Raw genomic sequence first — 15,220 nt, forward strand, 5'->3', positions numbered from 1 at the left:
GCTTTGCGCGGGCCGCCGCTATAGTGGCAGCCACAGCAGCACGCGCTGGTTTTTGCCCCTCTCTCTTTGTTTGCACCTGCCGCCATGTCCACTACCGATCTGTCCCAATTTCCCGCCATCGCCTTCATCGGCGGCGGCAACATGGCCAGCGCCATCATCGGCGGCCTGATCCGCCAGGGCCTGCCCCAAGACCGCATCCAGGTCGTCGAGCCCTACGAGCCCCAGCGCCAAGTGCTGCAGCAGCAATTTGGCATCACCGCGCTGCCCGCCGCTGACAGCCGCCTGGCGCAGGCGCAGGTCATTGTCTGGGCCGTCAAGCCGCAAACCTTTGCCCAGGCCGCTGCCGCCGTGGCCGACCACAGCCGCCATGCGCTGCACCTGAGCGTGGCCGCCGGCATCCGCAGCGACAGCATTGCCCAGTGGCTGGGCAATGACCAGATCGTGCGCGCCATGCCCAACACCCCGGCGCTGGTGGGCCAGGGCATGACGGGGCTGTTTGCGCGCCCGCAGGTGAGTGCCGCACAGCAGCAGCTGGCCGAGCAGATCATCACCACCACCGGCCAGCTGGTCTGGGTGCAGCAGGAGTCGCAGCTCGACGCCGTCACCGCACTCTCTGGCTCGGGCCCTGCTTATGTGTTCTATTTCCTCGAGGCCATGCAGCAAGCCGGCGTGGAGATGGGCCTGCCCGCCGAGCAGGCGCTGCAGCTGGCCATCGGCACCTTCAGCGGCGCATCGGCCCTGGCCGCGCAGTCGGGCGAAGCCCCTTCGGTGCTGCGTGAGCGCGTTACCAGCAAGGGCGGCACCACCTTTGCTGCGCTGGAGCACATGCGGGCTGCCGATATCGCCGCCCACTTCATCGGCGCCATGCATGCCGCCGAGCGCCGCGCCAAGGCGCTGGGCGACGAGTTCGGCGGTTAAAACGCCGCAGCCAGCGCGCCGCCCCAGGTGAAGGCGGTGCGCCCTGGCATTGCGGCCTGGGGCCTGGCCCCCCGGGCCTGCAAGGGCCACCGTGCCATCTGCGACAAATTAAAAACGCATTGCGTATATTTCACACAGAAGTCAAACGCAAAGCGTATAATCCAGCCGCATTCACACCTTTGCACGGAGCCAGGTCATGGACAGCCAACAGGATTTTCTTCGCGACGCAATGCGCCGTTTGAACTTGACGCGCGACGCTTTTGCCGAGCGCCTGGGCGTGCGCCGCCGCACCTTGGACACCTGGCTGCTGCCCGAGGCCTCGGGCGAAGCCCGCGCCATGCCCGACATGGCGCAGAAGTTTGTCTCCGAGATCCTGTTCCGCGAAGCCGAGGGCCATGACGCCCAGAAGCACCACCGCCCGCTGGCCGAGCGCATGTCGGCCGATGGCCGGCCGCAGCTGCTGTCGGTGGCCCAGCTCGAGCGCGAAAGCCTGGAAGAATTGTTCCGCATCGCCGATGTGATGCAGCCCATTGCCCGCCGCCACAAGGTCTGCCGTGTGCTCGAAGGCGCCGTCATGGGCAGCCTGTTCTTTGAGGCCAGCACCCGCACCCGCGTGAGCTTTGGCGCCGCCTTCAGCCGCCTGGGCGGCTCGGTCTGCGACACCACCGGCTTTACCTTCTCGTCGATGGCCAAGGGCGAATCGATCTATGACACCAGCCGCGTGATGGCCGGCTATGTCGATGCGCTGGTCATTCGCCACCCCGAGCAAGGCTCGGTCGCCGAGTTTGCACGTGCCACCAACATCCCCGTCATCAACGCCGGCGACGGCCCCGGCGAGCACCCCAGCCAGGCGATTTTGGACATGTACACCATCCAGCGCGAGTTCTCGCGCCTGGGCAAGCTGATGGACGGCGCCCATATCGCGATGGTGGGCGATCTGAAGTACGGCCGCACGGTGCATTCGCTGATCCGCCTGCTGTCGCTCTACAAGGGCATGAAGTTCACCCTGATCTCGCCCAGCTCGCTGGAGATGCCCGCCTACCTGATCGAGCTGGCCTCGACCAATGGCCATGTGGTGGAGGTCTCGACCTCGCTGCAAGACCTCAAGGGCGCCGACGTGGTCTACGCCACGCGCATCCAGAAGGAGCGCTTTGCCGGTGAGAACATCGAGGGCTACACGCCCGAGTTCCAGGTGCAGAAATCGCTGGTCGATGCGGTCTGCAAACCGGACACCATCATCATGCACCCGCTGCCGCGCGATGCCCGCGCCGGTGCCAACGATCTGTCCACCGATTTGAACCTGGATCCGCGCCTGGCGATCTTCCGCCAGACCGACAATGGCATCCCTGTGCGCATGGCTTTGTTTGCCGTTTTGATGGGCGTCGAGAGCCAGATTGCCCGTAATTTGCGCGATGTCACCTGGCGTTCTCCGGCTTTTGTAGGCCCGGATGATGCAGTGTTTGATACTTTGGATTAAACTCTGCCTTACACAACACCATGATTTGAGACATTTTTTCGAAGCCTCCACGACCTGCTTCGAAAAAATTAACGTTTTTTTCCTGCGACTCCAGTGTTAGCGGCCATCTATCGATGGCCGCTTTTTTGTCTGCGCTCGGTGCGTTTTTCGCCGTTACACCACGGCCAGCCCGGCATGAAAAAAGGACTTGCAAGCAAGTCCTGGGTAGCGGGTGAGCCCCCTGCGGCCCAGGGCCGCAAGGGCTGCTTGCGCTTAGCGGCTCAGACCGAGACGGCGGCGGCCCGCAGCCAGCAGACCCAGCAAGCCGCTCAGGCTCAGCAGGCTCCACAGGCCCAGGGTCGGCACCGGCACAGCGCTGCCAGCGCCTGGCGTGCCGGGATCGACGGGAGTGCCTGGGTCAACCGGCACATCAGCCAGCCAGCCAGCACCACCGGGATCGGCGATCTGGCCGTTCGCAACCATGTCGTCATCACCATCACCACCATCGACGATCTGCACGGTCAGCGTATTGCCGTTTACGGTCGATGGCAGGTTGTACCAATGCGGCGTGGTGTTGGCCTTGGTGGGGCCGTACTTCCAGTACTTGGCATTGGCCGGCAGGGCTGCTGGGTACTCGATGCTCATCGTGCCATTGCCACCCATCGCGCAGCCGGTGGCCGTCCATTGCAGGGCGCCGTAAGGCACGCTCAGGCCTTGGGGCAAGGTGCCCAGCGAGGCAGCCGAAACAGCGACCGGCGCTTGGGCCAGGCGGCAGGCGTCCGCGCTGGTCCACTGCACCGCAGCGCTGCCGCCAGCGGCTGGCAGCTCCACCTCAAAGTTCTGCTCTGGCTCGGGATCGACAGGCCTGCCCTCCAGGTTCAGGCCCAGCACAATCGGGTTGTGGTCGCTGGAGCGGTAGGCATCGGCCGCGTAGAACGAGCTGACTTGCGCAGCGCTCTTGAAGTTGGTGTTGTAGTCGATGACCGGAGGCTCTTCCGCATTGATCTGCCACTTCACCACATTGCCCACCTGGCTGGCGAGCGCCGAGCTGACCAGCACATGGTCGAGCGATCCCCACAGCGTCTGGAAGCTGTACGAGTACTGGCCCGCGCCCAGCTTCTGGTAGCCATGACCTTCCAGATAGGAGATGGGGTCTTCCTTGGCATAGGCGTTGAAGTCGCCCATCAGCACATTCTTGCCATTGCCCGCTTGCGTCGGGTTGCCTTGCAGCCAGGCTTGCAGCTGCTCGACGGCACGTTTGCGCGACTGGTTGTTGGCACCCTGGCCGTCACCGATATCGGGATCGTTGACACTGCCCTTGGACTTCAAGTGGTTGACCACCACGGTGAACTGGTCCTTGCCGCCGCCGGCCAGCGTCTTCTCGAAGGTCTGGGCCAGGGGCACGCGGTTGCCATAGGTGGCGTTGAAGGCATCGTACTGCGCCTCATCGGGCACGGCCGGCACGCCCACGGGGGCGACGCGGTCCTTGCGGTAGATCACCGCGACGGAGATCGCATCATGGCCGGCAGCGACTGCCGTCTTGCCGCCACCCGCATTGAAGGGGCCCTTCACATAGTCATAGACCTCGCTGCCATGCTTGTCGTTCAGGGCTTTGGTCAGCGCAGCCAAGGCACTGCCGGCGCCAAAGCCGTTGTTCTGGATCTCCATCAGACCGTAGACATCGGCATCCAGACCCAGCAGGTTGCTGACGATCTTGTCGGTTTGGCGGGTCAGCTCAATCGCATTGTCCGCACCCCGGCCTTCCAGCGAATCACCATAGGGGTTGTTGAACTTGGTGGTACCCAAGGTGCTGAAATAGTTCAGCACATTGGCCGAGGCCACCTTGACCGTGGGGCTGCCGATGGCCTGCTGCAGGTCCGCCACCGTGGGGCGCGCTGCGCCGGTAAAGACCGGCTTTTGCAGCGGCTGCACGCGGTAGCTGGTCTGGTGGGCGCCGACCGTCGTGTCGATGAACTGGTCCAGAATGCCCTCAATCGCCGGGGTGCTGTCGCCGGCACGCAAGGTATTGCTGGCACTCAGATCCTGGCCATTGCGCCCCAGTACGGTGGCCGGGTTTTGCTTGCTGCTGCCATCGTCCAGCACGATATGGCTGCGCTTGACGGTCTCCATGTAGGCGCTGTTACCCGCCACACTGGGCGCATTCAGCTCGGTGTACTGCACCAGCTTGGCGGAGTCACTCAGGCTGACGGTGCCATAGCGGCCCAGGTAGTAGTTGTCCGTCACCACCAGCGGGCCGGTGCTGCCGGTGATGCGCACACGCATGCCTTCGTAGCGCTCCCAGTTCGCATAGGCGGGCATCGGCAAACTCAGCTCCACCATCGCAGGCAGCGCCTGCTTGGCGCCGCCATTGAGCACGCTGAAGTTCAGAATGCTGCCGCCCAGTTGGGTCAGGCCCCTGTATTCGGTGACCGAGGCGGTCAGTTGCACAGCCTGGCCTACGCTGTCGGCGCTGATGCCGGCAATGGGCGTGTTGCCGTAGAACACAAACACGGCTTCGGAGGTCTCGACATTCTTGTCGTCGTCTTCAGGCAGCGACTGGATGTAGAAGCCGCTGAGGTCAGGCAAGTAGGCGGTCACGATGCCGCGCACCGTTACAGACTGGCCCATCAGTGGCGACTCATCGCCCGAGCCTTGCACGGCCGAGATGGGGGTCGTGACCACGGGCGCCAGGTTCTGCGCGTAGCCGGGCGAGCCAATGTTGGCGGGCGTCGAAGGCTGGGCAAAGCCGTCAAGCACACCGACAGCAGCAGCGGTATAGCGCGGCTCGGACGTAGACTTGCCATCCCAAACGGCCGACACCCCATTGCCTACCGTGGTGCCCGCATTGCGCACCGCAGCGCCAGCGTGGTCACTGGTCGAGACGGCCGTTCCGCTGGAATTCTTGGCAGGCGCCACAGTCGAACCGTCGGTCGCCGGAAGTGCTTTGCTGCCATAGTTCATCGCCGCAGCAACGAAGCCATTCGCGTCGTACACCAGGACGGCATCACCCTTGCCCAGGCCTTGGCCGGCGACCAGGATGACGGCCGTGCCGGCATCCAGACCCCAGGCAGTGCGAAAGGCTTCGGGCGTGGTCTCGTTCAACACCACCAGTCGCGCACCGGCGGCCAGGCTGGTGCCGCCAGGGAAGCTGCTCGGCACTGCGCCGCTGCTGTCGGTCCAGCCCCAGTTCGTCAGGTCCACGGGCGTAGTGCCGTAGTTGTACAGCTCAAAGAAATCGCCACCATCGGCATTGGAGTTGACCTCGGAGATCAGCACCTTGGCAGTCGCTGCCACGGCATTGCTGATGGTAAAGCTCAGCTTCTGCTCGGCGGCCAAGGCATTGCCGGCCGTGTCCTGCACCGCAGCGGCGGGCAGCACCAGGCTGTAGGTCTTGCCGGGCTGGTAGCCCGCGCTGTACTTGAAGCTCAGCGCGCTGCCATCGATGGTCACTTGCGCATCGGTCATCGGCACCGTGGCGACCACCGTGCTACCGTCCATCAGCGAGATATTGCCGCTGCCGCGCTGCACGGTTTCGCTGAACTGCAGGCGCACCACCGCCGTCTTGCCGACCTCCACCGCATTTTGCAGCGGGCTGGTGCTTTGCAGCACCGGGGCGGTGGTGTCGGCAGCGACGGGGCCACCGAGCTTGACGGTATTGCCCTGGAACTGCTGGTCTGCAAAAGGCAGATCCTTGGAGACCGAGCCTTTGCCCGGCCAGATGGTGTCGCCATTGTCCTGCAGCAGCTGCACGGTCGTGCCTTGCGTGGTGCTGGTGGGGCTGACCAGGGTCTCAAAACTGCCGCCGGTGCTGCGCAGCAGGTTGTCCAGCACATTGTCCAGTTGCTGCACAACGGTGGTGCCCGGGCCATCCCAGACAAAGAATGCAAAGTTCGTGTTGACAGCGGGATCGGCCTTGCCCGGAGGGCCGGCCAGGATCAGGAACTTGCCGTCATCGGTACGCTGCATATCGCGAATGCCGCGCCCGCCCAGGTTCAGCTCGATGGGCGCGCCCAGCACAGGCGCAGTGCCCGCCACCATGGCGGCAGGGTTGGTGATCGGGATGATCAGTGCGCGGTTGCGCAGCTGCGCGCTGGCCAGCGGCGCGCGAAAGCCCAGCAGCAGCTGGCCATCAGCAGTGGCCGCCATGCCTTCGATCGAGAAACCTGCAGCGGACTCGGGTGGCACCTTGTCGGCCGACGAAGCCACAAAGCCGTAGTAGTTGGCGCCCTTGCCATGGGCATTGGTGCGGTCCCAGGTGGTCAGCTGCGTCTCCAGAGCACCGTAGGAGCCCTTGAAGGTAAATTCCGTGTTGGCGCCGGTGCCCGATACATCGACCGCAAACAGGTGCTCGCGGTTGTCTGCCTCGCTGCCATCGGACTTGTTGCTGTGCGAGCCGGTGAAATACAGCGTGTTGCCGATGCGCGTGCCGGCCTCCAGATCCAGCTCCTTGCTCAGCCCCAGCAGGCTGCCAAACTCCCACTCCTTGATCGCTACACCGCCGCCACGGGGGTAGACGCGCAGCACATTGCCTTCGTCGTCGCCCACCACCATGTAGCTGGCGTCGAGTGCAATGCCGGCAGAGGCATCCGAGCTGCCGGCCGTGGTGGCGGGCAGCGGGGTGAACATTGCCGTCTCACCGGCATCCGGGTCGACCACGGTCATCGCCGTAGGCGCCGTGCCGCCACCCTTCCAGTTCGCGGCGGTGCTGATGGCAGACAGCAGCTCGGTGGCGGTGCCTTCAGTAGCGCCCTTGGTGGTGTCGTAAGCAAAGTTGTTTTGTTTGACCAGTGCAATCGCGGTACTGCCATTGACCAGACCTGGTGGCAACGCCGAGGTGTTGGTATTGGTGGCATCGCCGTCCCAGGTGCCGCCCGTCACGTTGTTCAACGCATACAGAAACTTGGGAGCTGCCTCATCACCCTGGTAGACCAGCAGACTGTCGCCAGAGCCGGACAGATCGAAGGCGCCCTTGACTGCGATAGAGCCATAGTTGACAGCGCGAGGGTTCTTGTCTGCGGAGGTAATGGTTACGACCGTGCCAGCAGACAGTGCCGTGGTAGCCTGCCAGGTCAGCACACCTTCGCCGGTACGAAATGCACCAGCACTGGTCCAGCCGTTATCAGTAATACGGATCTCGGTACCCGCCTCCACATCACGCAGCAAGACCAAGCTGACCGAATCGGGTGAGGTAGAAGCAAAACCGACCACCGCCACTTCACCAGCGGCAAGGGTGGTCTGTGCAGAAGCGGGCAGCACGCTGGCAGCCAGCAGCAAGGCAGCGGCGAGCGAGAGGCCCTGGGATGCACGCACGCTGGCGCGGCATGCAGACGAAATCGAGCGAAGAGCAAACATGACAGCTTAGGAGGGAGTGGCAAACAACCTCCGTTTGTCGCCGCTGGCGATGAAAGCTCCGTGTCAGGAACTGTAAGCGTTCCCAAAAACCGACATTGCCGCCCTTGTCACCACCCGGTCACAGCGCAAAGGCAAGCGCCACGCCGGCAAACAGGCTCACACCAATCCAATGGCTTTTGCTGAAGGCCGTAAAGCAGCCTTCGCGCGTGCGCTGGCGGATAAGGCTGTAGTGCCACAGCATCTGCGCGGCTGCCACGGCCACACCCAGCCACCAGGGCCAGGCCAGCTGCAAGGGAGCCAGCGCCAGCACCGTCAGGCCCAGGCAGACCACAAAGAAGGCCATGATGGCGGCAACATCAAAACGGCCCAAGGTGATGGCCGAGGTCTTCATGCCGATTTTCAGATCGTCATCGCGGTCGACCATCGCGTACTCGGTGTCATAGGCCAGCACCATGCACATATTGGCGAGCCACAAGAGCCAGGCCATCATCGGCACCTGGCCTTGCACGGCGGCAAATGCAATCAGCACCCCAAAGTTGAAGGCGATACCCAAGAACGCTTGGGGCATTGCAAAGAAGCGCTTGGTAAATGGGTAGAGGATGGTGAACAGCACCGCAGGCACCGACCAGGCCACCGCTTCCCAGCGCGTGGTCAGCACCAGTGCCAGCGACAGCAAAGTGAGGACCACGCCGACCATCGCCGCCTCGAACACCGAAATCTTGCCCGTGGTGATGGGGCGCTGCGCCGTGCGTTTGACATGGCGGTCGAACTTGCGGTCGGCAATGTCATTGATGCAGCAGCCGGCGCTGCGCATCAGAAATGTGCCCAGCACAAACACCAGCACCAGGTGCCAGCCCGGAAAGCCCCCCGACGCCGCCCACAACGCCACCAAGGTAGGCCAGACCAGCACCAGCCAGCCGGCAGGCCGGTTGAAGCGGATCAGATCCAGGTACAGCGCAAAGCGCTCAGACAGCGAGATGGAGGGATGGGCAGCATCAGACATAGGGGGCAAGCATAGCCTCACAGCGCTACCCTGTGCCCTCTCTTTGTCAATTTTGGCGCGCACCCCGTCCCAGCACCAGGGCCGCCAGCGCGCACCAGGCCAGGCCCAACAATGCGCCAGCGATCACATCGCTGGCAAAGTGTGCCTGCAGCAGGATGCGGCTGAGCGCAATGATGGCCACCAGGACAGCGCAGACCCAGGCCAGAGCGCGGCTTGCAGCAGGCGAGAGCCGGCCGCGCAGCACCAGCCACAGCAGGCCATAGACCACCACGGCGCCGGAGGTGTGGCCGCTGGGAAAGCTGGCGCCCGATGTCAGCATCTCATGGAGCACCTCGGGGCGGGCGCGGTCCAGCAGGTTTTTCAGCAGGCGCACCGCCAGGCCATTGAGGCCGATAAAAAACACCCAGGCCCACAAGGCATGCCACTGCGCGCCCAGCGCCAACCAGCCCGCAACCAGCAGCACCATGACCACCAGCCAGCGCACATCGCCCGCAGCGGTCAGCACATGCAGAACCTCACGCACCGGCGCCGAGACATGGTCTTGCGCCCACTGCTGAGCCCCTGCATCGGCCGCCATCAAGCGGGCATGGCCGGCATGCTCCGGGTAGACCACCACCCAGGCCAGCATCGCAAACACCAGCAGGCAGCCCGCTGCCACGCTCAAGGGCATGCCCACGGACTGCTTGGCGGCATACAGCACGGCCGTCTGCCTGCGCGGCAGCCAGCGCCAAACCAGCGCCCCTGCCAGCAACCAGGTAACCAGCAGCGCCGGCATCCAGGCATCCAGCATGGCCAAGACCTGAAAGACAATGCCCGATCCCCCAGGCAGCTGACTGCTCTGGGCCATCGCTTGCTCGGCACCGAAAAGCATCAGAGCAGCAAAACTCAGACCCTGGCGGCACAGACCTCGGGCAGCGGCCAACGACAACAGCCGCCGCAGCGGCAACAACACAGACAACACGTTCACAACACCCCAGAAAATACAAAACCCCATGCAGGCATGCCGTGCATGGGGTCCAAAAGAAACCGTGCAGCGCGCTTTAGGCTTGCAGCATGGTCACGCCTGGCAGGTTGCAGGCGAAGATGGCATTGCGCAGCGCGGCGATGGCTTCGTAGCGGGTAAAGCTGCGGCGCCACACCAGCACCACGCGGCGCTTGGGTGCTTCGTCGTTGATCTCGTCGGTCAGCGGGATGTAGCGGATATGGGTCTCGTCCGACTTGCGGCGGCGCACACCCTTTTCCAGCGCATCCTTGGGCACCGACAGGCGGGGCACCAGGGTCACACCCATGCCGGCAGCCACCATGTGCTTGATGGTCTCGAGCGACGAGCCTTCAAAGGTGCGGCGGATGCCTTCGGTGTTGCTGGAGTAGCGGGCGAACTCGGGGCAGACTTCGAGCACATGGTCACGGAAGCAGTGGCCAGCGCCCAACAGCAGCATGGTTTCGTTCTTCAGCTCGCTGGCCGAGATGCTGTCACGCGTGGCCAGCGGGTGCACGCTGGGCACGGCCGCAAAGAAGGGCTCGTCATACAGCGGGGCCATGGCCAGACCGGTATCGGGGAAGGGCTCGGCCACGATGGCGCAGTCGATCTCACCGGTACGCAGCATTTCCAGCAGCTTGGCGGTCATGTTCTCGTTGATCATCAACGGCATCTGCGGCGTGCGCTCGATGGACTGGCGCACCAGCTCGGGCAGCAAATATGGGCCGATGGTGTAGATCACACCCAGGGTGAGCACACCGGCGAGCGGGTCCTTGCCGCGTTTGGCAATTTCCTTGATCGCTGCGGCCTGGTCCAGCACGATTTGCGCCTGGCGCACGATCTGGTCACCCAAACTGGTGACCGACACTTCCGAGGCACTGCGTTCAAACAGCTTGACCTCGAGTTCTTCCTCCAGCTTTTTGATGGCGACAGACAAGGTTGGTTGCGACACGTAGCAGGCATCAGCGGCGCGGCCGAAATGCCTTTCACGGGCGACAGCAACAATATATTTGAGCTCTGTAAGTGTCATGTCAGTTTTTAGTGCGAATCGCGTATTGTGCATGGCCTGTGCACCGCCTGGCTATAGCTCCAAGAGGACAAAGTGCCACACTGTGTTTCATCAGAACCGCAAGCTATGAGTTGTACTCTATTCCGGAGCACCATGGGTACCAATGATCGACAACAAAAATAGCATTAATCTATTATGCGTCAAATGCAAGCGCTTGCTCACCGCCCACGTAGGTAAATATGGATGCTGGTATTTACACAATGCTACATAGTCATGCACCTACTTGCTTCGCTACCTCCCTGTTTCATAAGGCATATTTGCGATTTTTGCCACCGCAATACGCCATAAATCCAGTTACAGGATGCGTTTACCATCCTCTATTCAAGCAACACCATCATCATTTTGCGCAGCACCCATAGCACGAATCAATCAATATTTACCTAAATTTCGTCGTGTTTTTGCAACTTTTGAATCTTGTTTGCAATGCTGCCATGCAACCTAACTGGTAGCTATGTACTAGTTTTCAAGCTTTGAGGTACTCGGCCTTGCCGCCCAGCCAGCGCAAAACATGGCTGGCCGCCAGATCCGGCCAGCGGTCCAGCATCTGCGGTGCCAGCTCCCGCGCCCATTCCAGCAGATGCTTGTCGGCCTCCAGATCGGCAAAGCGCAGCAACGGCGCCCCCGACTGGCGCGCGCCCAGAAACTCGCCCGGCCCCCGGATCTCCAGATCGCGCCGGGCAATCTCGAAACCATCCGAGGTTTCGGCCATCGCCCGCAAGCGCTCCTTGGCCGTTTCGCCCAGTTTGCCGTTGTCCCCCACCGCGTACAGCAGCACGCAGGCCGATGCGGCAGCGCCCCGCCCCACCCGGCCGCGCAGCTGGTGCAGCTGGCTCAGGCCAAAGCGTTCGGCATGCTCGATCACCATCAGGCTGGCATTGGGCACATCGACGCCCACTTCAATCACCGTCGTGGAGACCAGCACGCCCATCACCCCTTCGCTGAACAAAGCCATGACCGCCTTTTTCTCGGCCGTCGGCATGCGCGAATGCAAAAGACCCACCATGACTCCGGGAAGCGCCTCGCTCAGATCGGTATGGGTCGCGGTGGCATTGGACAGGTCCAGCGCCTCGCTCTCTTCAATGAGCGGGCAGACCCAGTAGACCTGCCTCCCCTGGGCAATCTGGTCGGCAATGCGCGAGACCACCTCATCGCGCCGGCTGTCGCTGATCAGCTTGGTGACCACCGGCGTGCGGCCCGGGGGCAGCTCGTCGATGGTGGACACATCCAGGTCGGCGTAATAGCTCATCGCCAAGGTGCGCGGGATGGGTGTGGCGCTCATCATCAGCATATGCGGCTCCATGCCGGTGGACAGCAGCTTTTGCCGCAGCGCCAGGCGCTGGGCCACGCCAAAGCGGTGCTGCTCGTCGATGACGGCCAGCCCCAGCTTCTTGAACTGCACCTGGTCCTGGATAACGGCATGCGTGCCCACCACCAGCGCGGCCTCGCCGCTCTCGACCAGGGCCAGCATCTCAGCGCGCTGCTTTTTCTTTTGCGCACCGGCCAGCCAGGCCACCTTGAGGCCGCGTGGCGCCAGCAGCGGCTCCAACCAGCCCACCAGCTTGGCAAAATGCTGCTCGGCCAGGATTTCGGTCGGCGCCATCAACGCGCACTGCCAGCCCGCATCGATGGCGATCACCGCCGACAGCGCCGCCACAATGGTCTTGCCAGAGCCCACATCGCCTTGCAGCAGGCGGTGCATCGGTATGTTGCGCCCCAGGTCGCGCGCAATTTCCTCGCAGACCCGGCGCTGCGCCCCGGTCAGCGCAAAGGGCAGCGCAGCCAGAAACTGCTCATGCAGGTTCAGGCTGCCATCGGCCATGCGCTGCGCCACCAGCGCCGGTGCGCGCAGGCGGTCGCGCTCGCGCTTGGCCGTCAGCTGCGACAGCTGCTGGGCCAGCAGCTCCTCGGCCTTGAGGCGCTGCCAGGCCGGGTGGCTGTGGTCCTCCAAGGTGGCCAGCGCCACATCCGGTGTGGGGTGGTGCAAAAACTGTAGCGCCTCGCGCAAGCTGTAGGCACGGCCCAGGCCGCCCTCGCCCTGGTAGCGGGCATAGGGCAGGTCCACACCGGGTGGCAGGGTTTCGCTCAGGTCAGCGCGCTGCACGCCGCTGATCACCGCGCGGCGCAGATAGGGCTGGGACAGCCCTGCCGTGGTGGGGTAGACGGGGGTGAGCGACTGGGGCAGCTCGCCACCGGCCAGGCGAAAGGCCGGGTGCAGCATTTGCCGGCCCCAAAAGCCCCCCTTGACCTCGCCCCGGATGCGCAAGGTATTGCCCACGGCCATGGTCTTTTGGTGCGAAGGGTAGAAGCTGAAAAAGCGCAGCTCGCAGGGGTCGCCATTGGTGTCTTCCACCCGCACCACCAGCTGGCGGCGCGGGCGCAGCTGCACATCGGCCGACACCACCGTCGCCTCGATCTGTGCGACCTCGCCGTCGCGCGCATTGCGCAGCGCAATGATGCGGGTCTCGTCCTCGTAGCGCAGTGGCAGGTGCAGGGCCAGGTCGATATCGCGCGTCAGCCCCAGCTTGGCCAGCGCTTGCTGGGCCGGGTTCTTGGCAGGGGTCTTCGCTGGGCCATTTGCGGTATTGGTGGCGCTGGCGGCAGGCGCTGCACCAGGCGTCGCCACCGCTAGCTTGCGCGGCCGGCCAGGCTTGCGCCCCTTGGCGGGCGCGGCGTCATCAGCAGAGTTGGCGGGCGTGGCAGCAGACATGGAGGCAGTTTCAGCAATGCTGCATTCTGGCATGCTTTGCCGCACGACTGGTTAAAAAGACAGTGCCTCTGCAGGCCGCCCGCAGCATCAGCGCCGCACGCGACGGCGCCGCAGATAGCGCTCCCAGAGCTCAAACACCAGCTCAGACAGCAGCGCCAGCGCCGCAGCGGGCAAGGCGCCAGCCATCATCAGCGCGCTGTCGTTCAGTGCCAGACCCGTCACAATGCGCTCACCCAGGCCGCCTGCACCAATAAAGGCCGCAATCGTGGCCGTGCCAATGCCGATCGCGCAGGCGGTGCGGATACCCGCCACCACGGTGGGCATCGCAATCGGCAGCTCCACCCAGCGCATGCGCTGCGGCCGCGTCATGCCCAGGGCCGAGCCCGCGCTGCGCAAACCCGGCGATACCTCCGCGAGGCCCGCGCAGGTGTTGCTCAGAATAGGCAAGATGGAATAGGCCGTCAGCGCCACCAGCGCCGGCAGCCGCCCGATCACGCCAAACCAGGCGATCAGCACCGCCAGCAGCGCCAGCGACGGAATTGTCTGCAGCACCCCGGCAGCGCCCAGCGCCAAGGCCCGCGAGCGTGCATGCGGAAACAGCATGATGCCGGCAGGCACCGCCATCAGCGCCGCCACCCCTACCGATATGAGCACCAGCGCCAGGTGCTGCGCGGTCAGCCGCCACAGATCAGGGGCCACCAGACGCGCCCACAGCCGCGAGGCGAAGCTGGGCTGTGCGGCGGCCTTCTGGTCGCTTGCCGCCGATCCCTGGGCTTGGAGCGCCCCGCCCGCCAGAAACTGCTTGGCAATCTCGGCAAAGCCCTGGCCTTTCAGCTCGGCCTGGGCGTTCATGCCAATCATCGCCGCTTCGCTGATCCGGCCCTGCAGCTTTTGCAGCGCGGCCCAGGCCACCGGCTTTTGCAGGGGCAGGTCCTGGCGGTAGAGCAGCAGCGCGTCATAGCGCGGGAAATAGGCCTTGTCATCCTCCAGCACCAAGAGGCCCAGGTGATCAATCTTGGCATCGGTGGTGTAGATATCCATCACATCGATGTGCTGCTGCGTGATGGCTTCATAAGCCAGGCCATGGTCCAGCCCCTGGGGCTTGGCCTGCAGGCTATAGCGCTGGGCCAAGCCCGGCCAGCCATCGCCCCGGCCGATGAATTCGTTCGACAGACCATAGCGCAGCTCGCTGTGGCGCGCCAGGTCGCTCAGGCTGCGGATGCCCAGCTCCTCGGCCTGCTTGCGGCGCATCGCCAGCGCATAGCCGTCGTTAAAGCCCAGGGGAACACCCACCGCCAAGCCCAGCGGCGCCAGCGCTTCGTTCAGCGATGCCAGGTCGCTGCCCTTGGCATGCTTGGCAATCTCCAGCGCAATGGTGCCGCTGTACTCGGCGTAGACATCGATCTGGCCGGAGCGCAGCGCCTCGTAGACGATGGCGGTATTGCCCAGGCCCTGGCGCACCTGGGTCTTGACGCCAGCGGCCTGGGCCTGCTGCGCCATGATCTCGGCCAGCACATAGGATTCGGTAAAACGCTTGGAGCCCACGCGCAGCGTTTCCTCCTGCGCGGCACTGGCAGTGGGGGCCGCCAGCGCGCCCAGAACCCAGACCAGCCAGACGGTCATCAAGTGGCGAAGACGTTGCATCGGGCCACTATAGCAACTGCGCCGCCCCAGCACGTAGGAGGCGACCACCAACGCCCCCAAGCCCGCGCAGCCTGCTACGCCTCTGCGGCGGT

Annotated in this window: 8 protein-coding genes; 2 read left to right on the forward strand and 6 right to left on the reverse strand. The window is 64.1% G+C overall.

Annotation, left to right across the window (positions count from 1 at the left end; all coding sequences use genetic code 11):
* Positions 1–84: 84 nt before the first annotated feature.
* Together proC and WH367_RS17495 are read left to right on the forward strand one after the other, a co-directional pair.
* Positions 85–918: a pyrroline-5-carboxylate reductase gene (gene proC, locus WH367_RS17490; protein ID WP_339537046.1), complete on the forward strand. Its 834-nt coding sequence runs from the start codon at positions 85–87 to the stop codon at positions 916–918.
* A 196-nt stretch (positions 919–1,114) separates the two neighbouring features.
* A complete protein-coding gene (locus WH367_RS17495) occupies positions 1,115–2,395 on the forward strand; it encodes an aspartate carbamoyltransferase (RefSeq protein WP_021028302.1) in 1,281 nt (426 codons plus the stop codon).
* Between the two features lie 252 nt (positions 2,396–2,647).
* Here WH367_RS17495 and WH367_RS17500 read toward each other — a convergent pair whose 3' ends face one another.
* From WH367_RS17500 to WH367_RS17525, 6 genes are all read right to left on the reverse strand, one after another.
* The gene (locus tag WH367_RS17500; RefSeq protein WP_339537047.1) at positions 2,648–7,684 is read right to left on the reverse strand and encodes an ExeM/NucH family extracellular endonuclease; all 5,037 of its coding nucleotides are present in this window, start codon (positions 7,682–7,684) and stop codon (positions 2,648–2,650) included.
* Between the two features lie 160 nt (positions 7,685–7,844).
* Complete coding sequence (ubiA, locus tag WH367_RS17505) at positions 7,845–8,729, reverse strand: 4-hydroxybenzoate octaprenyltransferase (protein ID WP_339537048.1); 885 nt, start codon at positions 8,727–8,729, stop codon at positions 7,845–7,847.
* 46 nt (positions 8,730–8,775) lie between these two features.
* Positions 8,776–9,600, reverse strand: coding sequence for a phosphatase PAP2 family protein (locus WH367_RS17510; protein WP_339537049.1), 825 nt, complete (start codon positions 9,598–9,600; stop codon positions 8,776–8,778).
* Positions 9,601–9,769: 169 nt separating this feature from the next.
* A complete protein-coding gene (locus tag WH367_RS17515) occupies positions 9,770–10,738 on the reverse strand; it encodes a LysR substrate-binding domain-containing protein (RefSeq protein WP_021028298.1) in 969 nt (322 codons plus the stop codon).
* 502 nt (positions 10,739–11,240) lie between these two features.
* On the reverse strand, positions 11,241–13,484 hold the full coding sequence (gene recG / locus WH367_RS17520; RefSeq protein ID WP_339537050.1) for an ATP-dependent DNA helicase RecG: 2,244 nt from the start codon (positions 13,482–13,484) through the stop codon (positions 11,241–11,243).
* Between the two features lie 87 nt (positions 13,485–13,571).
* Positions 13,572–15,128: an ABC transporter permease/substrate-binding protein gene (locus WH367_RS17525; protein WP_339537051.1), complete on the reverse strand. Its 1,557-nt coding sequence runs from the start codon at positions 15,126–15,128 to the stop codon at positions 13,572–13,574.
* Positions 15,129–15,220 lie beyond the last annotated feature (92 nt).

It is taken from the genome of Comamonas sp. MYb21 (assembly GCF_037479395.1).
Lineage (GTDB): Bacteria > Pseudomonadota > Gammaproteobacteria > Burkholderiales > Burkholderiaceae_C > Comamonas.

What these genes read in the sequence shown, in the direction of transcription:
- proC (WP_339537046.1), top strand. Translation starts at nt 85, where the DNA reads ATGTCCACTACCGATCTGTCCCAATTTCCCGCCATCGCCTTCATCGGC.
- WH367_RS17495 (WP_021028302.1), top strand. Translation starts at nt 1,115, where the DNA reads ATGGACAGCCAACAGGATTTTCTTCGCGACGCAATGCGCCGTTTGAAC.
- ubiA (WP_339537048.1), bottom strand. Translation starts at nt 8,729, where the DNA reads ATGTCTGATGCTGCCCATCCCTCCATCTCGCTGTCTGAGCGCTTTGCG.
- WH367_RS17510 (WP_339537049.1), bottom strand. Translation starts at nt 9,600, where the DNA reads ATGCTTTTCGGTGCCGAGCAAGCGATGGCCCAGAGCAGTCAGCTGCCT.
- WH367_RS17515 (WP_021028298.1), bottom strand. Translation starts at nt 10,738, where the DNA reads ATGACACTTACAGAGCTCAAATATATTGTTGCTGTCGCCCGTGAAAGG.
- recG (WP_339537050.1), bottom strand. Translation starts at nt 13,484, where the DNA reads ATGTCTGCTGCCACGCCCGCCAACTCTGCTGATGACGCCGCGCCCGCC.
- WH367_RS17525 (WP_339537051.1), bottom strand. Translation starts at nt 15,128, where the DNA reads ATGCAACGTCTTCGCCACTTGATGACCGTCTGGCTGGTCTGGGTTCTG.